General features: G+C 30.3%; 22 protein-coding genes, 1 tRNA gene and 1 pseudogene. 18 read left to right on the top strand and 6 right to left on the bottom strand.

The genetic code is table 11. The features are described from left to right. Positions 1–49: 49 nt before the first annotated feature. Complete coding sequence (gene folB / locus GCU34_RS10525) at positions 50–409, top strand: dihydroneopterin aldolase (protein ID WP_072782301.1); 360 nt, start codon at positions 50–52, stop codon at positions 407–409. A gap of 138 nt (positions 410–547) precedes the next feature. After that, a tRNA-Cys gene (locus GCU34_RS10520) sits at positions 548–618 on the top strand. 54 nt (positions 619–672) lie between these two features. Here the strand turns inward: GCU34_RS10520 and GCU34_RS10515 are convergent. The 4 genes from GCU34_RS10515 to GCU34_RS10500 all read right to left on the bottom strand — a co-directional run bounded on the left by GCU34_RS10515 (position 673) and on the right by GCU34_RS10500 (position 5,523). Then, complete coding sequence (locus GCU34_RS10515; protein WP_072782304.1) at positions 673–1,365, bottom strand: LysE family translocator; 693 nt, start codon at positions 1,363–1,365, stop codon at positions 673–675. Positions 1,366–1,476: 111 nt separating this feature from the next. Continuing rightward, complete coding sequence (locus GCU34_RS10510; RefSeq protein WP_072782307.1) at positions 1,477–2,148, bottom strand: head GIN domain-containing protein; 672 nt, start codon at positions 2,146–2,148, stop codon at positions 1,477–1,479. Positions 2,149–2,192: 44 nt separating this feature from the next. Continuing rightward, on the bottom strand, positions 2,193–4,373 hold the full coding sequence (gene rnr / locus GCU34_RS10505; protein WP_072782311.1) for a ribonuclease R: 2,181 nt from the start codon (positions 4,371–4,373) through the stop codon (positions 2,193–2,195). A gap of 625 nt (positions 4,374–4,998) precedes the next feature. After that, on the bottom strand, positions 4,999–5,523 hold the full coding sequence (locus tag GCU34_RS10500; RefSeq protein WP_072782314.1) for a DUF1905 domain-containing protein: 525 nt from the start codon (positions 5,521–5,523) through the stop codon (positions 4,999–5,001). Positions 5,524–5,613: 90 nt separating this feature from the next. Between GCU34_RS10500 and rpiB the strand changes: the two genes are divergently transcribed. Both rpiB and GCU34_RS10490 read left to right on the top strand, forming a co-directional pair. Continuing rightward, positions 5,614–6,045, top strand: coding sequence for a ribose 5-phosphate isomerase B (gene rpiB / locus GCU34_RS10495; RefSeq protein ID WP_072782317.1), 432 nt, complete (start codon positions 5,614–5,616; stop codon positions 6,043–6,045). A gap of 76 nt (positions 6,046–6,121) precedes the next feature. Next, positions 6,122–7,030, top strand: a complete 909-nt coding sequence (locus GCU34_RS10490) for a cation diffusion facilitator family transporter (RefSeq protein WP_072782319.1) — start codon at positions 6,122–6,124, stop codon at positions 7,028–7,030. Here GCU34_RS10490 and GCU34_RS10485 read toward each other — a convergent pair. Continuing rightward, complete coding sequence (locus GCU34_RS10485) at positions 7,027–7,302, bottom strand: DUF1294 domain-containing protein (RefSeq protein ID WP_072782339.1); 276 nt, start codon at positions 7,300–7,302, stop codon at positions 7,027–7,029. The genes GCU34_RS10490 and GCU34_RS10485 overlap by 4 nt on opposite strands. A 49-nt stretch (positions 7,303–7,351) precedes the next feature. On the opposite strand from GCU34_RS10485, the gene GCU34_RS10480 reads away from it, so the two are divergent. Further along, positions 7,352–9,484: a Tex family protein gene (locus tag GCU34_RS10480; protein WP_072782342.1), complete on the top strand. Its 2,133-nt coding sequence runs from the start codon at positions 7,352–7,354 to the stop codon at positions 9,482–9,484. 51 nt (positions 9,485–9,535) lie between these two features. Here the strand turns inward: GCU34_RS10480 and GCU34_RS10475 are convergent, their stop codons facing one another. Then, on the bottom strand, positions 9,536–9,733 hold the full coding sequence (locus GCU34_RS10475) for a twin-arginine translocase TatA/TatE family subunit (protein ID WP_072782346.1): 198 nt from the start codon (positions 9,731–9,733) through the stop codon (positions 9,536–9,538). Positions 9,734–9,861: 128 nt separating this feature from the next. Here GCU34_RS10475 and GCU34_RS10470 point away from each other — a divergent pair, with 128 nt between their 5' ends. From GCU34_RS10470 to GCU34_RS10410, 13 genes and pseudogenes are all read left to right on the top strand, one after another. Beyond that, on the top strand, positions 9,862–10,734 hold the full coding sequence (locus GCU34_RS10470; protein ID WP_072782349.1) for a murein hydrolase activator EnvC family protein: 873 nt from the start codon (positions 9,862–9,864) through the stop codon (positions 10,732–10,734). Between the two features lie 3 nt (positions 10,735–10,737). Continuing rightward, positions 10,738–12,222, top strand: a complete 1,485-nt coding sequence (locus GCU34_RS10465; protein ID WP_072782352.1) for a GH3 family domain-containing protein — start codon at positions 10,738–10,740, stop codon at positions 12,220–12,222. A 117-nt stretch (positions 12,223–12,339) separates the two neighbouring features. Continuing rightward, positions 12,340–13,209 carry a carboxypeptidase-like regulatory domain-containing protein gene (locus GCU34_RS10460; protein ID WP_072782355.1) on the top strand — a complete coding sequence of 290 codons (870 nt, stop codon included), beginning with the start codon at positions 12,340–12,342 and terminating at the stop codon, positions 13,207–13,209. Positions 13,210–13,252: 43 nt separating this feature from the next. Further along, positions 13,253–14,944, top strand: a complete 1,692-nt coding sequence (locus GCU34_RS10455; protein WP_072782358.1) for a DUF6909 family protein — start codon at positions 13,253–13,255, stop codon at positions 14,942–14,944. Between the two features lie 6 nt (positions 14,945–14,950). Next, positions 14,951–15,922: a hypothetical protein gene (locus tag GCU34_RS10450; RefSeq protein WP_072782361.1), complete on the top strand. Its 972-nt coding sequence runs from the start codon at positions 14,951–14,953 to the stop codon at positions 15,920–15,922. Continuing rightward, complete coding sequence (gene rfbB, locus GCU34_RS10445) at positions 15,923–16,939, top strand: dTDP-glucose 4,6-dehydratase (RefSeq protein ID WP_072782364.1); 1,017 nt, start codon at positions 15,923–15,925, stop codon at positions 16,937–16,939. A gap of 83 nt (positions 16,940–17,022) precedes the next feature. After that, positions 17,023–17,886 carry a glucose-1-phosphate thymidylyltransferase RfbA gene (gene rfbA / locus GCU34_RS10440; RefSeq protein WP_072782367.1) on the top strand — a complete coding sequence of 288 codons (864 nt, stop codon included), beginning with the start codon at positions 17,023–17,025 and terminating at the stop codon, positions 17,884–17,886. Then, entirely contained in the window at positions 17,886–18,437 is a 552-nt protein-coding gene (rfbC, locus tag GCU34_RS10435; protein ID WP_072782370.1) for a dTDP-4-dehydrorhamnose 3,5-epimerase, read from the top strand. The genes rfbA and rfbC overlap by 1 nt, the downstream gene beginning before the upstream one ends. Beyond that, on the top strand, positions 18,431–19,315 hold the full coding sequence (gene rfbD, locus GCU34_RS10430) for a dTDP-4-dehydrorhamnose reductase (protein ID WP_072782372.1): 885 nt from the start codon (positions 18,431–18,433) through the stop codon (positions 19,313–19,315). The genes rfbC and rfbD overlap by 7 nt, the downstream gene beginning before the upstream one ends. Positions 19,316–19,317: 2 nt before the next feature. Continuing rightward, a complete protein-coding gene (locus GCU34_RS10425) occupies positions 19,318–20,424 on the top strand; it encodes an acyloxyacyl hydrolase (protein WP_072782375.1) in 1,107 nt (368 codons plus the stop codon). A gap of 37 nt (positions 20,425–20,461) precedes the next feature. Beyond that, positions 20,462–20,866: pseudogene (locus GCU34_RS10420) on the top strand (endonuclease domain-containing protein). Between the two features lie 4 nt (positions 20,867–20,870). Beyond that, a complete protein-coding gene (locus GCU34_RS10415) occupies positions 20,871–21,617 on the top strand; it encodes a head GIN domain-containing protein (RefSeq protein ID WP_072782378.1) in 747 nt (248 codons plus the stop codon). Then, on the top strand, positions 21,617–23,092 hold the full coding sequence (locus tag GCU34_RS10410; protein ID WP_072782381.1) for an oligosaccharide flippase family protein: 1,476 nt from the start codon (positions 21,617–21,619) through the stop codon (positions 23,090–23,092). The genes GCU34_RS10415 and GCU34_RS10410 overlap by 1 nt, the downstream gene beginning before the upstream one ends. Position 23,093 lies beyond the last annotated feature (1 nt).

Here is a 23,093-nt window from a genome sequence, read left to right as displayed (position 1 = left end):
AGTTTTAAGAACAATAAACAATTAACGACAAACGATAAATTAAAAAAATATGGGAACAATTAAATTAAATAATATTCGCACTTTCTCTTATCATGGATGTTTAATTGAAGAAGGAAAAATAGGAAGTGATTATAAAATTGACTTAGAAATTAAAACAGATTTACGTAAATCGGCTGAAAGTGATGATTTACATGATACAGTTGATTATGTTCATTTAAATAAAATTGTAGTGGAAGAAATGGCTATTAGATCGCATTTATTAGAACATGTAGCACACAGAATAATTAACAGAACTTTTGCCGAATTACCTCAGGTTTCGAGAATAAAAGTTGCCGTTTCAAAGTTGAATCCACCAATTGGAGGCGATGTAGAAAGCGTAACTATAGAAATGGAAGAATTTAGAAACTAAAACTAGAACTAGTAATTGGTTGACATTTAAAATATTATTAATTTTTACTAGAAAAAAATATAGTAAAGTGTTAACTTTTAAACTTTAAACTTTCAAACTTTAAACTTTTTATATACATTTGCAGTCCGTTCAAATAATGGCGTCGTGGCCGAGCGGCTAGGCAGCGGTCTGCAAAACCGTCTACCCCGGTTCGAATCCGGGCGATGCCTCTAAACTAAAAGAGCAACTAAAATTAGTTGCTCTTTTTTATTTTATATTTTTACTTAAACCTCTTTTTCTACACTTTCAATTTTTTTAGTAAGATCGTTTTTCATTTTTGGAAACAAACCTTGTAGCATAAAGAATAAACCAAATATTAATATTATAATACTAATAACGCGTTTAATTTTATAAATATTTTGTGGCGTAAGTTTATTTTTTAATTGTTTGGCTAGTAAAATTTTAGCAACATCAAAAAGTAAATAAAAAGCTAAAATAGCGGTAAAGAAAATAGATATTCTTTGTGTATTCATATTCATTTGCGGACCGTAAGTAATGATAATCATCATCCAAAATCCTAATACGCCAATGTTTATGAAATTTAAAAGGAAACCTTTAAAAAATAATCCGAAATAATTGTTTTTTGGAATATTATCGTCGTCTTTTTCTTCTTCTTGTTTCTTTTTAAAATTACGTTTTAACATAATAAAAGAAACTAATCCGTAAACGAACATAATTAAACCTCCAATAATAAATAAAGCAGGATTATCTTTTAATTGTTCTAGAAGTTTATTGGTACTTAAATAAGCTATAAGAATAAAAAGTACATCGCCAAATACAATTCCTAAATCGAAGGTAAAAGCAGCTCTAAATCCTTTTGTAATACTAGTTTCTAATAAAACAAAAAAACCTGGCCCAATAGAAAAGGCTAATAAAAGTCCCCAAGGAATTGCGGTAAGTATGTCTTGAAAATGCAATTTTTAGTCTCAGTCTCAGTTTTCAGTCGCAGTTATTGCATACTAAAAATTAGTTAATAGAACGAAATTACAAAAAAAACTGAAAACTGATACTTATCACTGTGACTAACTTTAGTTAGCTTGTTCAATACTACCGCCAGCTACAATTTTTTGATCGATTTGTTTTGGTTTACCAAAAATAACAATATCACCACCAGCTCTAACCTTAGCATTTACATAAGCGGTAGCATGTACTTTAGCTATACCGCCGGCATTTGCAGTAATTGTAGTTTGTTTAGTTTCTAATTCATCAGCTTCGTATTTTGCACCAGAATTTACTAAAACATCAGTAAAATCGGCTCTTCCTTTTAAAGTTAAAATACTACCGTTTGATGTTCGAGCTGTTAATTTATCTACGTCTAATTCTATATTTATTTCAGAACCTTCTTTAAGAATAATATCGAAATGAGAACCTGAAAAAACATCAGTTGAAGCAATTCGAGAACCCTCATTAGCTTCTAAAGCTTCTAATTTTGTATAATATAAAGTTGCTGAGATATTATCACCTTGTAAAAGCTTTGTTAATGGCATTCTAATTTTTAATTCGCCATTTTTATTTACAACTTCAACATCGCTAGAACCAGAACCTTTAATAATTATCTTATTTTCTAATGATTTAACTAATTGTAAATCAATTTGATCAAATGATGTTACTTTATGAAAATCGCCTAAATTCTTTTCCACTTGGGAAAAACCAAATGAAAAAATTGAAAAAGCAATAATGTTTAAAAATGTTTGTTTCATATTTTTATTTTATACCTACAAGGTTATAAAAACCTTGCAGGAAATTAATCTTCTTTTTTCCTTAAAAACCAAAAATCTAGTTGTTTTTTAACTAAATCGGCATTTTTTACTTTAACGTATACTTCATCTCCTAATTGTATAATATTCTTTGAAACTTCACCAACTAATGCATATTGTTTCTCATCGAATACATAATAATCGTCTTTAATTTCACGAATACGGCACATTCCTTCACATTTATTTTCGATGATTTCTACATAAATTCCCCATTCGGTAACTCCAGAAATTACACCTAAAAACTCCTGATCTTTATGATCTTGCATGTATTTAACCTGCATGTATTTAATAGAATCTCTTTCAGCATTTGCAGCTAAATTTTCCATTTGTGAAGAATGTACACATTTCTCTTCATAATCTTCTTCACTTACACTTTTTCCACCATCTAAATAATGTTGTAACAAACGGTGTGCCATAACATCCGGATAACGACGAATTGGCGAGGTAAAATGACTGTAATAATCAAAGGCTAATCCGTAGTGACCAATATTTTCAGTCGAATAAGCAGCTTTGCTCATACTTCGAATAGTAAGTGTATCTACTAAATTTTGTTCTTTTTTACCTTGAACTTCTTTTAATAAATTATTTAACGAATTTGAAATGTCTTTTTTAGATTTGAAATTAATCGAATACCCAAACTTAGAAATCACAGTTTGAAGATTGATTAATTTATCTTCATTTGGTTCATCGTGAATTCTATAAATAAAAGTTTTCTTTTGTTTCCCAATGAATTCTGCTACTTTTCTATTCGCTAACAACATGAATTCTTCAATCAAATGATTCGCATCTTTACTTTGTTTAAAGTATACTCCAATTGGTTCTGCGTTTTCATTTAAATTGAATTTTACTTCTACTTTATCAAACGAAATTGCTCCAGCTGCCATTCTTTTTCTTCGAAGAATTTTAGCTAATTCATCCATTTTTAAAGTAGCATCAACAATTGGTTTTGGAACACTATATTCGCTTCCGGTTAATGAAATTTCGGCTGGAATAACGTCTGATTTTGTTTCGATAATACTCTGTGCTTCTTCATAAGCAAAACGTTGGTCAGAATAGATTACTGTTCGTCCAAACCATGCATCTAAAACTTCTGCTTTATTATTCAATTGAAAAACCGCTGAAAACGTATATTTTTCTTCATGTGGACGAAGTGAACAAGCAAAATTTGACAAAACTTCAGGAAGCATTGGAACCACTCGATCTACTAAATAAACCGAAGTAGCTCTTTTATAAGCTTCATCATCTAAAATCGTTCCTTCTTGTAAATAATGAGAAACATCGGCAATATGAACTCCTATTTCATAATTTCCATTTTCTAAAACCTGAAACGATAACGCATCATCAAAATCTTTTGCATCTTTTGGATCAATCGTAAAGGTTAAAACATCACGCATATCGCGACGTTTTTTAATTTCTTCTTCTGTGATTGAAGTATCAATTTTATTTGCATACGCTTCCACTTCAATTGGAAAATCATAAGGTAAACCGTATTCCGCTAAAATCGCATGAATTTCAGTGTTGTGTTCGCCTGGTTTTCCTAATACTTTAATTACAGAACCAAAAGGAGAATCGGCTTTTTTAGGCCAATCTTCCATTTTCACTAAAACTACATCACCATGTTCGGCATCACCTATTTTATTTTTAGGAATAAAAATATCGGTATACATCTTTGTATTTGCAGTAGTTACAAAAGCAAAATTCTTTTGAACATCTATAACACCAACGAATTCTTCTTTGGCTCTTTCTAAAATTTCTAAAACTTCAGCTTCTGGTCGACGAGAACTTCTTCTGTTATAGATGTAAGCTTTTACTTTATCACCATCTAAAGCGTGATTTAAATTTATAAAAGGCACAAAAACATCGTCTTCTAAATCATCGCAAACAAAATAACCAGTTTTACGGGAAGTCATATCTATATAACCTTCGTAATATTCTGCTTTAGAAACCATTTGGTATTTACCACGATCGGTTTCATGAATTTTATCTTGAGATTTTAAAAGCTTTAAATCGCGAATAATTTCGTTTCTACTTTTGGTATCTGTTAACTCTAGTTGCGCTGCAATTTGTTTATAGTTAAAAGATTTAGAAGGTTCTTTGGCTAAAATTTTAAAAATTTGAGAGGTAAAATCTTTTGCTTTTTTACCTAATTTTTTAGGTTTCTTACTCATTATATCATTTCAATTTTTGTTAAAATTACAAATAAGAAAATAGAAATAAGAAAATAGCATCTAGAATTAATAAAAATCTAACATTTATTAAAAAGAAAAGTTTTCAACATATATTAAAAACAATAAAAAAAATATTTTTTAAAAAATTAAATTTTTGATGATTATTATAGCGTGTTAATATGTGGTATAACTTTTTTAATATGGTTTTGAAATTTGACTTTTACAATTTTATACAATGCTATTAACATTAGTTAATTTATTTAATTTCTTGATTTTTAAGTTTTTTTTATCAAGCGATAGATAGTTATTAACAACTGTTGAAATATGATTTTAAGATTGTTTTGTAGATAACTTCACTTGTTAAAAACTGTTAATAAGTAATTGTTTTTTACTCAAAACTTCCACATAAAAAATTAAAAAATACACTTGCATATTTCAGTTCAATTTTTGATTATAAATTTTTGAATACGATTTTAAAATATTTCTAATTTTCTATTTAAAATTATTAACAATTAATGTTAATTTATAATTAATTAAATATCAATGAATTACATAAATTAATTAACATAGCAAAATTTTATCGTTGAATGTTTAAATAAATCGTTGATTTTAAGTAAAATAGTTGTTAAAATTTTATTTTATTTCGAAATTCTTTAAAATCTTGTTGGAGTATTTTTCCATCTACTTTTCCTTTCATCTTTTTTAAATGTTCTAAGATTACAAAACTGCGTTCTATTCTTAGTTGAGAACTTTTAATTTTATTTATTAAATAAATTAATGATCGTTGAACACCAGGAGTAAGTTTATGAAATAAATCACTTCCTTCTGGGTCACTAAATAAAACTTCTTCCATTTCTTCAGTAATATCAATCCCATATTTAGAAATATCAGGTTGTAATTCTACCAAAACTTCATCACCAATTTCGAGTTTACATTTTTTCAAAACATCTTTATTTAGAAGTATATAATGAAAATCACCTTTTGGTGACATTGCTCTAGATACTGTTAAACTAGAATTTAAAGTGCATTTTATTCGTTTATCAGGCGCTAATTGGAGCATATTTTCAAAAATATCATTTGGTATTACAATATGCGGACCATATCCCAAACTGTTTTCTTCAAATGCTTTTAAAATTCCTTTAAACTTCATACAAGAAAAATTTACTTTCAAAGTTAAGGTAACTTGTAAGAGATTCTGATTATTTTTGTAAAAATAAATAAACACATAACGAACAACATTATGATTATCTCAATAGGAAACGACCATGCTGGTCCTGAATACAAAAAAGCGATTGTTAAGTATTTAGAAGTTAACGAACACATAGTTATTAACCACGGAACCGATACTTTTGAAAGTGTAGATTATCCCGATTTTGGTCATCCAGTAGCCTATGACGTTGAAAGCGGAAAAGCCGAATTAGGAATTGTGATTTGTGGTTCAGGAAACGGAATTGCTATGACCGCTAATAAACATCAAGGTGTTAGAGCTGCACTTTGTTGGACAAAAGAAATTGCACAATTAGCTCGCGAACATAACGATGCAAATGTAATTAGTATTCCTGCGCGTTTTACATCTATTGAACAAGCAGTTGAAATGGTTCATACATTTTTAACAACAGCTTTTGAAGGCGGTCGCCATGATAGACGCGTTCAAAAAATTGCTTGTAAATAATACTTAAACACGAGATTTTTAGAAATAATATTTTTTTCTCACTTTCTAATTATCTAAAATCTAAACATCTAAAAAAATGAGCCACAATCACGTTCACATACATAAGCATGAAGTAAAAGGTAAAAATCTTTTTTTTTCAATTATACTGAATGTGATTATTACTTTGGCTCAAATTATAGGAGGAATTATATCTGGAAGTTTAGCTTTAATTTCTGATGCTTTGCATAATTTTTCCGATGTATTATCGCTTGTTTTTAGTTTAGTTGCACATAAATTATCAAGAAGAAAAGCTTCATTAGATCAAACTTTTGGGTATAAACGTGCCGAATTATTAGCCGCGTTTGTAAACGCGGCTACTTTAATAATAGTGGCTTTTATATTAATTTATGGAGCAATCGAGCGATTAATAAATCCTCATCCTATTGAATCAACTTTAGTAATTTGGTTAGCGTTATTAGGAATTATAGTAAACGGATTATCAGTAATTCTACTTAAAAAAGATGCCGATCATAACTTAAATATGAAATCGGCTTATTTACATTTACTTACCGATATGATGGCTTCTGTTGCAGTTTTAGTTGGTGGATTAGTAATGAAGTTTTATGGTTGGTTTTGGGTAGACAGCGCTATGACAATTTTAATTGCGATTTACTTAATTGTTGTTGGATTCGATTTAATCATAAAATCAACAAAAATGTTAATGTTGTTCACGCCTGAAGACATCGATATTAAAGCAATTGTTCGTGAAGTTCATAAAATAGAAGGTGTTAATAAATTACATCACATTCATGTTTGGCATTTAAATGAAGAAGAATTGCATTTAGAAGCGCATTTAGATTGTTCTGAAGATATTAAAATGAGTGAATTCAACGATTTACTTTTTAAAGTAGAAAGTGTACTCTTTCAGCAATTCGGAATTAATCATATCAATATTCAACCCGAATTTAAAAAAGAAGATCCTAAAGATTATATTGTTCAAGATTAGAAATAGTCAAAAGGAATTACTTTGAAATAAAGTGCAATGATTTGCAAAATTAAAATGGCACCAATTGCCAATTTAAAGGAAGTTTTTTGTGTTTTATGACGAAAAACCAGCATTCCTAAAATACCACCAATTATACCGCCAACAAAAGCAAAGCTTAATAACGTTCGTTCAGAAATTCTGTTTTTATTGTTGCGTGCCAACCATTTATCTAACCCAAAAATAAAGAAGGTTACACAATTGATAAAAATAAGATAAATCAATACGGGCGACATATTTTAAAATTTAATCAAAGATAGTATTTTAGCCAATAATTTTATTTTGATGACAAACATCCAATTCATACAAACAGCGACCCAACTTCCTGTAAAAGGAATCGAAAATACATTACAATTATTAGCTGAAGATTGTACCATTCCATTTATTTCGCGTTACCGAAAAGATAGAACTGGAAATCTTGATGAGGTTCAAATTGAAACGATTGCAAAGCTGAGCAAACAATTCGACGAAATTGTAAAACGCAAAGATTCGATTTTAAAATCTATCGAAGAGCAAAATGCGTTAACAACTGATTTAAAAGTAAAAATTGAAGCCAGCTTCGATTTACAAGAATTGGAAGATTTGTATTTACCTTATAAAAAGAAACGCAAAACCAAAGCCGATACCGCTCGCGAAAACGGATTAGAACCGTTGGCAAAAATCATCATGAGTCAAAAAAATGACGATTTAGAATATTTAGCATCTAAATATATTAACGATAAAGTATCCAATGAAGACGAAGCCTTACAAGGTGCTCGCGATATTATTGCCGAATGGATTAATGAAAATATCTTTATTCGTAAAAATCTACGTCGCACGTTTCAAAGAAAAGCTTTGGTTGAAACTAAAGTGGTAAAAACCAAAAAAGACGAAGAAGAAGCACAAAAATTCAAACAATATTTCGATTGGAGTGAGAATTTAATGAAAGCACCTTCACATCGATTATTAGCAATGCTGCGTGCAGAAGCGGAAGGTTTTGTAAAATTTAAAATTTCACTTTCCGATGAAGATAAAGAGGAAACGTTACGTTTTATTGACAAAACGATTATTAAAAATGAAGGTGAAAGCGCATTTCATATTGAAAAAGCAATTGATGATAGTTACAAACGCTTGTTAGAACCTGCTATATCTAATGAAGTTTTACAAGAGGCTAAAGAAAAAGCAGATATCAAAGCAATAGACGTTTTCTCCGAAAATTTACGCCAATTGTTGTTAGCGCCACCATTAGGTGAAAAACGAATTTTAGCTATCGATCCGGGATATAAAACGGGTTGTAAAGTGGTTTGTTTAGACGAAAAAGGCGATTTGCTGTACAACGAAAATATTTATCCCCATGCGCCGCAAAACGAAAGTGCCATGGCGATGAAAAAAATCCGTTCTATGGTCAATGCTTATAACATTGAAGAGATATCAATTGGTAACGGAACGGCGAGTCGTGAAACCGAATTTTTCATCAAAAAAATTGCTTTTGATAAGCCTATTCAGGTTTTTGTAGTTTCCGAAGCAGGTGCGTCTGTTTATTCGGCGAGTAAAATTGCCCGTGAAGAATTTCCAAGTTATGATGTAACCGTTCGTGGTGCTGTTTCTATCGGGAGAAGATTAAGTGATCCGTTGGCCGAATTGGTAAAAATTGATCCGAAATCCATCGGAGTAGGGCAATACCAACATGATGTAGACCAAACCAAATTAAATTCAGCATTAGATTCTGCAGTAATTAGTTGTGTTAACAAAGTTGGAATTAATTTGAATACCGCCAGCAAATCGTTGTTGAGTTATGTCTCAGGAATTGGCGAAAAAATGGCGGAAAACATTGTCGCTTTCCGTTCCGAAAATGGTCCGTTTGAAGATAGAAACCAATTAAAAAAAGTACCGCGTTTAGGTGAAAAAGCATTCCAGCAAGCGGCAGCGTTCATCCGAATTAAAGACGGAAAAAATCCGTTGGATAATTCGGCTGTGCATCCTGAATCGTACAAAATGGTGGAAAAAATGGCAAAAGATTTAGGAATTCAAGTTTCGGAACTCATTGGTAACAAAGAACAAATCAGTAAAATTCAAGCCGATAAATATATTACAGAAAATGTAGGTATTTTAGGAATTCAAGATATTATTAAAGAATTAGAAAAACCAGGATTAGATCCACGAAAAGCGGCTAAAGTGTTCGAATTTGATCCCAATGTTCGTTCGATTGCTAATGTAAAACCTGGTATGATTTTACCTGGAATTGTAAATAATATTACTGCTTTTGGTTGTTTTGTTGATATCGGAATTAAAGAAAGTGGATTGGTTCACATTTCACAATTAAAAGAAGGCTTTGTTTCCGATGTAAATGAAGTAGTGAAATTACACCAACATGTTCAAGTAAAAGTAGTTGAGGTTGATGAAGCGAGAAAACGTATTCAATTATCGATGATTATATAAAACAAAAAATCCCGAAATATTTCGGGATTTTTTTATAGAAAGAATATAAAATTATTCTTTAGTTTCTTCTTTATTTGAATTTTTAGGCTCGTCGTCTTTCATAGCGTTTTTAAATTCTTTAACACCACCACCTAAACCTTTCATTAATTCAGGAATTTTTTTACCACCAAAAAGTAACAAAACAATTGCAATAATCAAGATAACTTGCGGAGCTCCAATTGTCCCTAAAAATATAGCTAATGCATTCATGATTTCTAATATTTATAGTACAAAGATAAAAAGTTTTTAGCAATGTGTTATTTTTTAACGAATTATTATTATTACATATTTAGCTTAACCTAATGAATTATTATATTTGTAGGATATAATACCTAAAAATGGCGAAGAAAAAGAGTAGAAAAAGAAAACTTCTATTAAAAAAATTACTCAATAAAAGACGTTTAATAATTTTAAATGAAGATACTTTTGAAGAAACATTTTCATTAAAATTAAATCTTATGAACGTGTTTTTAGTGGCGACTCTTGGTGCTATTTTTTTAATAGGAATTACCACTTATATTATTGCGTTTACGCCATTACGCCAATATATTCCGGGATATGCTTCTACAAAATTAAAACAAGAAGCGACAAATCTAGCTATTAAGTCCGATTCATTAGAAAGTCTAGTAAAAGACAATACAGCTTATATTAATTCTATCAAAAAGGTATTAACGGGCGATTTAGAATATGCAAAATTCAATAAAGATTCTATTATCGCTGCCGAAAAACAAACAATAGATGAATCTGCTTTACTTGCTTCTGAAGCCGAAAACCAACTTCAAGAAACAGTTAAAAAAGAAGATAAATACAATGTATTTGAGTCTTCTAAGCCAAAAGTAAGTTTTGTATTATTTCCACCTGCAAAAGGTAAAATAATTGAAAAGTATAATGCAAAAAATAAGCATTTAGCAATTTCGATAGCACTTGCAAATAATACGCCAATTAAAGCTGTGGCTACAGGAACTATTGTTTTTGCAGATTGGACACCTTCTTCAGGTTATGTTGTTATTATAAGACATCAAGATGCTATTCTTTCAGTTTATAAAAATGCAGGAAGTTTAACTAAAAAACAGGGCGATACAGTAAAATCAGGTGAAGTTATTGCTTTAGCAGGTAATTCAGTGAATCCAGATGCAAGTATTTCGCTTCATTTCGAACTGTGGAAAGATGGTTTCCCTATTGATCCTACTCAATTTATCAATTTTGAATAAACTATGTCAATAAAAGCTTTTGCAGCAAAATTATTTGCAAAACACATTCATAATAAAACTCAAAAATGGGCGCAAAATCCTATTGAAACCCAACAAAAAGTTTTTAAAGATTTAATTCAAAAAGCTAAAGAAACCAAATTTGGGAAAGATCATCATTTCGATAAGATTAATTCGTTCGAAGAATATCAAAATAATGTACCTATTCGAGATTATGAACAATTGCGTTCTTATGTTGATGAGGTTGTAAAAGGGAAAGAAAACATTCTTTGGCCTGGAAAACCAATCTATTTTGCTAAAACATCTGGAACTACTTCGGGAGCCAAATATATTCCGTTGACAAAAGAGTCGATGCCTTTTCATATTGAAGCCGCTCGAAATGCAATTTTAAGTTATATTCACGAAACAGGAAAAGCCGATTTTGTTGATGGTAAAATGATTTTCTTACAAGGAAGTCCCATTTTAGAAGAAAAAAACGGAGTAAAATTAGGCCGACTTTCAGGAATTGTTGCCCATTATGTTCCGGCTTATTTACAGAAAAATAGAATGCCAAGTTGGGAAACTAATTGTATTGAAGATTGGGAAACTAAAGTTGATGCCATTGTAGAGGAAACAATACAAGAAGATATGGCGGTTATTTCAGGAATTCCGTCATGGGTGCAAATGTATTTCGAAAAGCTAAAAGAAAAAGCGAATCAACCTGTTGGCGAAATTTTCAAAAACTTCAATTTGTTTATCTATGGCGGAGTAAATTATGAACCCTATCGTGCTAAATTCGAAAATTTAATTGGCAGAAAAGTCGATTCCATAGAGTTATTTCCGGCTTCAGAAGGATTTTTTGCCTATCAGGATTCTCAAAAAGAAAAAGGAATGTTGTTGCTTTTAAATTCGGGAATATTCTACGAATTTGTTAAAGCAGATGAGTTTTTTAACGAAAGCCCGAAACGCTATACCATAGGCGAAGTAGAATTAGGAATCAATTATGTTTTAATTCTATCAACCAATGCCGGACTTTGGGCTTACAATATTGGCGATACGATTCAGTTTACGTGTTTAAAACCTTATCGAGTGATTGTTTCTGGAAGAATCAAACATTACATTTCTGCTTTTGGCGAACATGTTATTGGTAAAGAAGTGGAAGCAGCTTTACAAGAAGCTATGGAAGGAACAAATGTTAGAGTGAATGAATTTACTGTAGCTCCGCAAATTAATCCAGAAAATGGTTTACCGTATCACGAATGGTTTATCGAATTTGAGAATGAACCTTTAAATTTAGAGGAATTTGCTCTAAAAATTGATAACGCTATGCGCAAACAAAACGTGTATTACGACGATTTGATTGCGGGAAGCGTTTTAAGAACTTTAGTAGTTACCAAAGTTGTAACAAATGGATTTCAAGAATACATGAAATCAATTGGTAAATTAGGTGGACAAAACAAACTTCCACGTTTAAGTAATGACCGAAAAATTGTTGATTTTTTTAATAAATAATAAATAACATTTTGTCATTCTGAACTTGTTTACTTCGTCTGTTCGCAAGCTCGGGTCAGAATCTATGAGAGAAGCTGAAATCGTTTTAGCTTAACAGGGTTTCAAATAGAACATTTAATGAATAAGTTTTTAGTTTTTTTTCTTTTTCTAACCATTTCCCTTACTGGCCAAATAAAAGGCGTGGTCAAAGACAGCATTTCTGGTGAACCAATTCCTTATGTTTCAATATGGATTGAAAATAAAAGTACAGGAACTTCAAGCGAAGAAAACGGAACATTTGTGATTAATGCAAAAGAGACTAATCGGCTACAATTTTCATGCTTAGGTTATAAGGACACTACTTTAAAAATTAACGAAAACGGAATTTATTTGCTTTCTCCTGAAATTTATCAAATAAATGAAGTTATAGTGTTTTCAGCAAAAAGAACAAAAGTAAATAAGATTGGAAATTCGGAATTTAGTAGAAGTTCTCACTTACAAGGAGCTATTCCTCAAATTTTAGCAAAAAAATTTGATTATGATTCAATAGTTAAAGAAACAAATTTTTTAAAGGAAATCGAAATATTTACAAAATCCCCAATTAAAGATGCTATTTTAAAAATAAGAATTTTAGAATTTGATACAATTACAAGTTTGCCAGGAAAATCTTTAGTAGATGAATCTATTTTAGTGAAAGTAGGCAAAGGAAGAAAAAAAACTATAGTTGATGTTTCAAATCAAAATATTTCAATTCCTAAAAGCGGAATAGTTATAGGAATTGAAAATGTAATTATTGAATCAAATAAATACTTTGAAAGTCATGGACAAAAAATCGAAAGAACTTTTTATGCACCAGCAGTTTTACTTAATTATGTAGAGGAAGAAAACTCATTTATGTTTGTAAATTTACATTGGTTTAAAAGAATTAAACATTTAGTTGAATTTGGTAATAATAAAGGAAAAAAAATGGTTATAGAACCAGCAATAAACATTGTTTTAACCAACTAATCTAAAAAACATTACCTTTGCAGGTTAGAAAAACAAAATATTAATGAAAGACATTAAAAACATTTCGCGCTCAAGAGCGCAAGAGTCCTCAGCAGCTATTGAGCGACTGTACATTACCATGAGACATTTATTTAACAGAGGTTTTTACAAACCAATGGGTGTTTCAGGAGAAACTTTAAGAGAAGCTTTATTATCGCTTCGACCAGAAATTTACGGTTCTATTGCCGAGGAAAAAGTAGAGTTAAACGGGCTTTTATACGTAATTGAACGTTTACCAATTGGAATTGAAGAATGCCGTTACATCAACTTAACTTCTGACGAAGGTTATGCTAATTCTCATTTTAAAGCAATTGTTCCACCAAAAAGAAGAAGAAATTGTTACCGTATTGATGATGAACAAATGAATGTGGAAATCACACGTGGACGTTCGGACATTTACGACATTCTTACGCATTTGACTTTTATTTTTATCGAGTCACACAAAATTAAAGACAGAGTTTTAATTGATGATGAGGGTTCGGTTTCTCGCGATTGGCAAAAATTAGAATTAGCGGTAAAACAAACTAAAAAATTAAGCTTAATTGATCGTGAAAAAGCGATTTCTCATGCAGCTAATGTTTTAGGACGAACTTTTGCTGAGGTACAAAATATTTATGATGATTTTGCTACAGCTGAAGCACCAGATCGTTTTCTACATGTGGTGTATTGGTTAGGAAAATTAGCCATAGAAGAAGTAGTAGATAACAATAAAAGAACCATTACTTTTAGCCCTATTTTAAGAGAACGATTAGGACATCATATTTATGGTGATATTTGGGCAAATACGATTAAAGAAGTTTTACTTAAAAACGACTTAATTGAAAGACCTATTCACATTATTAGTGCGAATATGCACAGTGTAATGAATTCGTTATTTGCAGAGCCTGTTTTAGGAAAAAAATACAAAAATACACCTGAATTTCAGATATTTGAGGATTTAAGTAGTTCGGCAAACAAAGAGCTACGCAAGAAAGTAGAAGATTTTGCGTTATCTCAAGGGATGATTTCTTTGCCAGATGCATCAGGAACTAATATCGACGTTCAAATTTTTGATACGGCTAAAATTGATTTCAAGAAAACCATTTTTGCTGAGGCTAAAATAGCAAAAGAAAAACCGGTTATTATTGTAATGGATTACGCTTTTGGTGAGCAAGCTTTTGAAACGATAGATGAGTTATTAAAACCTTATAAAACAGAAAAGAAAAATAAGATTTTCTTGAATGTTGAATCGGTTTCTATTATGGGTAAAGCCGGAATTTTGGAGGGTGGAAAAGGCGATATTATGATTCCATGCGCCCATGTGAATGAAGGAACAGCGGATAATTATCCGTTTGAAAATGAGTTAACCAAAGAGATGTTTGAAGGGAACGGAATTCCTGTTTTTGCAGGTCCAATGATTACGGTTTTAGGAACATCACTTCAAAATAGAGATTTGTTGAAGTTTTTTCACGAATCAACTTGGCAAGCAATCGGATTAGAAATGGAAGGTGCTTATTATCAAAAAGCAATTCAGTCGGCTTCTAAAATTAGAAAAAGTATTAATCCAGATGTAAAAGTAAGATATGCTTATTACGCATCTGATAATCCTTTAGAAACCGGAAGCACTTTGGCATCGGGCGGATTAGGAACCACAGGAGTAAAACCTACATATTTAATTACGATTAAAATATTAGAACAAATCTTTAACTTAAAATAAGTTTAAATGAGTACAAATTCTCAAGATCAAGAAATCGATTTAGGACAAATTTTTCATAAGGTTGGAGGCATTTTTCAAAGTTTAATTAATAAGCTTTTTGATTTTATTCTTTTTGTTAAAAAAAATATTATACAACTAATAATATTGTTTGTAATTGGAGTGGGTTTAGGTTTATTTTTAGATAAATCCAATAAATCATTTAATAATGAGATTATAGTAACTCCTAATTTTGGAAGTGTTGATTATTTGTATTCTAAAATTGCTCTTTTAGACGCAAAAAAGAGAGAAAATGATACTGTTTTCTTTTCAAATTTAGGGTTTAAAAACGTAAAAGATTTGAATATAATTCAAATTGAACCTATTATAGATGTATTTAAGTTTGTGGATCAAAAACCTGATAATTTTGAATTAATTAAATTAATGGCTGAAGACGGTGATTTAGATAAAATTGTTGAAAATGAAGTTACGAGTAAGAATTATCCTTTTCATTTAATTAAGTTTTCTACTTCTAAAAAAACGGATATAGATAAAACCGTTCAACCATTACTGAATTATTTAAATGATTCTGAATATTTCAAAACTATACAAAAGCAATATTTAGATAATGAAACGATCAAAATGAAAGCTAATGATAGTATTATTAAACAAATTGATAAATTAATAGAAGGTTTTTCAAAGTCTGTTTCTAGTGGTTCTAAAACAGATAAAATGGTTTATATAAGTGATAATAACCAGTTGAATGAAATTATTAATACAAAGAATTTATTAATTGCTGAACAAGGATCTTTGAGAATAAATTTTATAAATAGTGATAAGGTAATTAAAGAAATAAGTACTACAGTTAATATTTTAAATTCAAAAGGTTTAAACGGAAAAATGAAATTAGTTTTACCTTTCATTTTAATAATATTATTTTTATTCTTCAAAGGTTTTCAAAATTTTTATAAAAATCAATTAGCCAAAAGAAATTTAGCTTAAATGAAAAATATTTTAGTAACTGGCGGCGCTGGGTTTATTGGAGCTAATTTTGTTCCCTATTTTATAGAAAACAATCCAGATTATCATTTAGTAAATCTAGATTTGCTAACTTATGCGGGAAATCTAGATAATGTTAAGGAAGTTGACAATCATCCAAGATATACTTTTGTGCAAGGTGATATTTGCGATAGAAATTTTGTGGAAGAACTATTTCAAAAATATCAATTTCACGATGTGATACATTTCGCAGCAGAAAGCCATGTAGACAACTCCATTTCGGGTCCAGAGGCTTTTATTAAAACCAATGTTTTAGGAACATTTAATTTGTTAGATACGGCTAGAAAACTTTGGATGTCAGCTCCTAATCAATACAATGTTGGATTTGAAAATTCACGTTTTCACCATGTTTCTACAGATGAGGTTTATGGAACATTAGGAGAAATAGGTTTGTTTGAAGAAACCACACCTTATGCACCAAATAGTCCGTACTCAGCTTCAAAAGCAGGTTCTGATATGATTGTGAGAAGTTATTTTCATACGTATGGAATGAATGTGGTAACGACCAATTGTTCTAATAATTACGGACCAAAACAACATGATGAAAAGTTGATTCCTACTATTATTCGTAAAGCGATTTCAGGAGAAAATATTCCTATTTACGGAGATGGAAAAAACGTACGCGATTGGTTGTATGTCTTGGATCATTGCAAAGGAATTGAATTGGCTTTCAAAACCGGAAAAGCTGGCGAAACATACAATATTGGAGGTAGAAACGAACGCAATAATTTATATATAGTTGATACTGTTTGTTCTATTTTGAATGAAATTCAACCAAAATCTGAAGGAAGATATCAAGACCAAATTACATTTGTAAAAGACAGACCAGGACACGATTTGCGTTATGCAATTGATGCGTCTAAAATTGAAAATGAGTTGGGCTGGAAAGCTGATGAAAATTTTGAAACAGGGATTTTAAAAACGGTTCGTTGGTACTTAGACAAGTATAAAAACAAATAAACAATTACTTAGGTTTATATGGGATATGTACGGGATATGTACGGGATATCTATGAAGTATCTACCTACTTATTAATAATAGAAATGAAAGGAATTATATTAGCTGGAGGTTCAGGCACTCGTTTACATCCGTTAACATTAGCGGTGAGTAAGCAATTGATGCCAATTTATGATAAACCCATGATTTACTACCCATTATCGACTTTGATGTGGGCAGGAATCAGTGAAATTTTGATTATTTCAACACCTCAAGATTTACCTTTATTCGAAAAATTATTAGGCGATGGTTCTAAACTAGGTTGTCGATTTGAATATGCAGTGCAAGAACACCCTAACGGATTAGCAGAGGCTTTCATTATTGGGAAAGAGTTTGTTGGGAATGATAAAGTAGCGCTAATTTTAGGAGATAACATTTTCTACGGAACAGGTTTAGCGGAACTATTACAAGCAAATAATAATCCTGAAGGAGGAATTGTTTATGCCTATCACGTTCACGATCCTGAGCGTTACGGAGTTGTTGATTTTGATAAAAATGGAAAAGTATTATCAATAGAAGAAAAGCCATTGCAACCAAAATCAAATTTTGCAGTACCGGGTATTTATTTTTACGATAATTCGGTTTTAGAAATTGCAGCCAATATCAAACCAAGTCCACGTGGCGAATTAGAAATTACTGATGTTAATAAAGCCTATTTAGAACAAGGAAAGTTACAAGTTTCCATTTTAGATAGAGGAACGGCTTGGTTGGATACAGGAACTTTTCAATCGTTAATGCAAGCGGGACAATTTGTACAAGTTATTGAAGAAAGACAGGGATTAAAAATTGGTGCTATTGAAGAAGCAGCTTATAAAATGGGTTTTATTGATGCACAACAATTACAGAAATTAGCAGAACCGTTGTTGAAAAGCGGTTACGGAACACACTTAATGAGTTTGATTAAAGAATAATGAAGTTTACAGAAACTAAATTAAAAGGCTGTTTTATTTTAGAACCCAACGTTATCGGTGATGAAAGGGGTTATTTCATGGAAAGTTTTAATGAGAAAACTTTCAGTAAAGGAATTGGGCAAGAGGTTCATTTTGTACAAGACAACCAATCATTTTCTTCAAAAGGTGTTTTACGTGGATTGCATTATCAAACAGGTGAACACGCTCAAGCGAAATTAGTACGCGTTTTACAAGGAGAAGTAATTGATATCGCAGTTGACATTAGACCAAATTCGCCAACATTCGGACAATACGAATCCATAATTTTATCTGCTGAAAACCAAAAACAATTTTTTGTTCCAAGAGGTTTTGCACACGGATTTTTAGTATTAAGTGAAACAGCAACTTTCTTTTACAAATGCGATAATTTCTATAATAAAGAAAGCGAAGGCGGAATTATCTATAATGATCCAAATTTAAATATTGATTGGAATTTTCAAGAATCAGAATTGATTATTTCGGAAAAAGATAAAGTATTACCCAAACTAGAAAATGCTAAGAAAGTATGGTAGTTTTAGTTACGGGCGGCAATGGCCAATTAGGACAAGCTTTACAATCGGTTGCAGGTAATTATCCTTCAATCGATTTTGTATTTTGTAATTCATCGCAATTAGATATTACAAATCTTGAACAATGTAAATCAGTTTTTAATCAATTTAAGCCTAATTTTTGTATCAATACAGCAGCTTATACTGCTGTTGATAAAGCTGAAAGTGAACCCGAAAAAGCTTTCGATATCAATACAAATGGTGCCGAAAACTTAGCTGTAGTTTGTAAAGAATCCGATACTATTTTATTACATATTTCAACCGATTTTGTTTTTTCTGGAGATTTCTCGACTCCGCTCGAAATGACAAAAGGTTATACAGAAACGGATAAACCTAACCCAACAGGAGTTTATGGTTTAACTAAATTACAAGGTGAACAATCGATTCAAAACATTTGGGAGAAGCATTTTATCATAAGAACTTCATGGGTGTATTCGGAATTTGCAAATAATTTCATGAAAACGATGCTACGATTAGCTTCTGAAAGAGAATCATTATCAGTTGTTAGTGACCAAATTGGAACCCCAACTTATGCAGTTGATTTAGCAAATGCGTTATTAAAAATCATAACCGCTTGTCATGCTGAGCCTGTCGAAGCATCTTACTTCGGAATTTACAACTTCAGTAACGAAGGACAGTGTTCTTGGTATGAATTCGCAAAAGAAATTTTTGCTCAAAAAGACATAAATATAGATTTAAAACCAATTCCTACTTCAGCATATCCTACACCTGCAAAAAGACCAGGATATAGTGTATTAGATAAAACCAAAATAAAAACTATATTTGGCTTAACTATTAATAACTGGGAAGATAGTTTAAGTATTTGTCTATCAAAAATATAATTATGCAGAGAATTTTTGCCTTTTTACTTTTATTCAGTATCAGTTTGTTGCATTCGCAAGAAGAGGACAAAAATTCAACTTATATTGACGCCCAAATTTTTAGAGGAAATATTATAAAACATGCCGATTATGTAGGACATTTAATTTCAGGTCATCCCGATGGTGTTTTGTTGGGATATAATTGGAAAACTTATGGAAATAAAGAATGGGAACAAGTTTACAATTATCCCGATTATGGAGTTTCCTATCAATACATAGATTTTAAAAATCCTTATATTGGGCACAATCATGCCATAGGAGTTCACTATAATTTTTATTTTTTTAAAAGGCATTTAATGTTCCGAATTTCTCAAGGTATTGGAATTACTTCAAATCCTTATGATAGAGAAACCAATAATAAAAACAATGCATTTGGAACTAAAATATTAGACAACAATTACTTCTTATTACAATATCAAAAGCAAAATATTGTTGGACGATTTGGCCTGCAAGCAGGATTATTTTTAACACATTTTTCGAATGGAAGATTCAAAGCGCCAAATAGTGGTATAAATACAGTAGCATTGAATGTAGGTATAAATTATAATTTTAACGAAGAAAAAAAGTATATTAAAGATAGTTTGCCTTCAAACTCAACTTATAGAGAACGAATAAAATACAATATTGCTTTTAGAACGGGGGTTTCAGAAGGACCAGTTCCAAGATTAGGACAACGACAGTTTTATCATATTGGTTTATATGCTGATAAGCGTGTAGGAAGAAAAAGTGCTTTACAGTTTGGAACTGATGTTTTCTTTTCGAGATATTTAAGAGATTATATTAAATTTGTTTCGGTAGCTTTCCCTGAAGATCATCCTGATTATGCAGATCCAGATACTGATTATAAGAGAATAGGACTTTTTATTGGGCACGAATTGTTTATTAATAAACTATCAGTAGAAACACAATTTGGTTATTACGTTTATAAGCCATTTGATTATGAAATAGATGTTTATCAGCGTGTTGGATTAAAATATTATATATACAAAAATGTGTTTACCGGAGTTGGTTTAAAAACCCATGGCGGAAGAGCAGAAGCAATTGAAGCTACAGTTGGGGTAAGGTTGTAAAAGTTCCCCTCTTCAGAGGGGTTAGGGGTGTGTAAAAATGAAACGAAAAATAATACCATATAATCCAAAGTTAAAAGAGTTAGCTAGGCAGTTACGAAATAATAGTACTAAAGCTGAAATAGTTCTTTGGCAAAAGTTGAAGGGCAAGCAAATGTATGGTTATGATTTTCATAGACAGAAACCAATTGATAATTATATTATTGATTTTTATTGTTATGAATTGAGTTTAGGAATTGAAGTTGACGGTTATTCGCATGAATTTTTAGAAGTTTACACTAAAGACACAATTAAAGAAGCTTGATTGAATGAGTTAGGAATAGAAGTTTTAAGGTTTTCAGATGAACAGGTTCTGAAGGATACAGAAAACGTTTTAAGAACAATTGAATTTTATATTGAGGAATTTGAAAAACACACCCCCAAACCCTCTCAAGAGGGGAGCTAAAAATATGAACAAAATAGTTTACATATTACTTTTTATAATTACCACTAGTTGTGGTATTTCTGAAGATTGTTTAAGTGGAAACGGTTCTAAAGTCATGGTAAATTATCCATTAGAAGGTTTTACAAAAGTAAAAGTATACTCTGGTGTTGGATTAGTGGTCAAAGAAGGACCCTCATATGATGTAAGAATTGAAACAAGAGATAATATAAAGGACAATATTGAAGTTTCACTAAATGGCGATATGTTAATTGTAAAAGACAATTCAACCTGTAATATAGCTAGAGATTATGGTTTAACCATAGTTTATGTAACAGTTCCTAATTTAATTGAGATTCAAAGTAAAACAGATCAAAATATTACAAGCGATGGTGTCTTACATTTTCCAGAATTAAGATTATATTCAATGGGTGATGATGGAGATGGTGCAGGAACAGGTAATTTTAATTTAAATTTAGATAGTAATTTTGTTTATATTGAAAGTAATACGGTTACTAATTATAATTTAAGCGGCGAAACAAACGATATGAATGTGTTTTTTGCATGGGGCGATGGTCGTTTTTATGGAGAAAATTTTAGAGTAAAAAATTTATTATCGCTGTATCATAGAGGTTCAAATGACATGATACTTTTTCCATTAAATAATATAGATGGGACAATTTATTCTAGTGGAAATGTAATCTTAAAAAACGAACCAACAGGAACTATAAACATTCAAGAATTGTATAGTGGGAGACTAATTCTAGATTATTAATGGAGTTAAATTCAAAAAAACGAATTTCTATAAATGTAATTTTTTCTGTACTTCAAGTGGGTATAGTGGGTTTAATTTATTTGGTAATTTATAAAATTCTATTAAACAAGCTTGGGGTAGAACAATTAGGCGTTTGGTCTTTAATATTGGCAACAACTTCAATTGCGAGTTTAGCTAATTTTGGTATTACTTCTGGAATTGTAAAATTTGTCGCCGAATTCTATGCCGAAGGAGATTTACAAAAAACTAAAAAGTTAGTATATACAACGTTTTACGCTTCCTTACTATTTTTTATTGTAGTTTGTTCTTTATTATATCCAATAGCAAGATATGTTTTAAAATTTATAATTGAACCAAAGTATTTAGATATAGCAATTAAGATCTTACCTATTTCCTTAATTTCTTTAGTTATAAATTCTATTTCAGGAGTTTTTACTTCAGTTTTTGAAGGTATTCAAAAGAATTACATAAGAAATGTTATCCTAATCTTAGGAGCTATTTTATTCCTAATTTTTACTAATATTTTTTTAGATAAATATGGATTAATGGGAGCAGCATATTCTCAAATTATACAATCCTTTTTTATATTAGTAGTTTCAATTCTTTTACTAAAAAAAGAATTTAATAGTTTCTTTATTTTTAAGTTTAATTGGGATTTTAAACTATTTAAAGAAATTGCAAGTTTTGGATTAAAGTTTCAACTCATATCAATTTTTGTAATGCTTTTCGATCCAATTACAAAAGGCTTAATAAGTAAATTTGGTGGATTATCTTATTTAGGATATTATGAAATGGCCAACAAACTTGTGTTTCAAATTAGAGCATTTATTGTAAATGCTAATCAAGTAATGATTCCGGTTATTACACATTCACTTAAAACTAAAGTTGAAGGAGTAAAACAAATTTATTTAAATAGTTTAGATGTTACTATTTTTGTTGACGTATTGATGCTGATTGGATTATTATTATTCACACCCATCATTTCAATTGTTTGGATAGGTACATTTCAGCCTGAGTTTGTAATCACAATGGTTGTATTAAGTATTTCTGTATTTTTAAATATTTTAAATGGACCAGCCTATTTTAGTTGTATTGCCGAAAATAAAATAAAGTTACTACTTCATTCACATGTTTTAACTGCAGTTTTAAATGTTGTTTTAGGCTTAATCATAGGTTTTTATTTTAAAGGTTTAGGTGTAATTCTCTCAAGTAGCTTTTCGTTTATAATTGGATCTTTATATGTTGTTTTTAAATATCATAAAGAGAATTTATTTGAAAACAAATTTTTATATTCCTCTCATAATTTTAAAAATATAATAACTATCATTTTTGCTGTTTTTTTATTTTTACAATATAATGTAATTTCAAATTATTTTGAGTTTTACCAAATCATAGTAATCTATACTACAGCTTTCTTAATATTTGCATTATTTACAGTATTCAACAATAAAAAAATTAAATCTATTATTAAATAAA

Source organism: Flavobacterium haoranii (genome assembly GCF_009363055.1).
Classification (GTDB): Bacteria; Bacteroidota; Bacteroidia; order Flavobacteriales; family Flavobacteriaceae; genus Flavobacterium; species Flavobacterium haoranii.
This window is presented reverse-complemented; position numbering and strand designations above follow the sequence as displayed.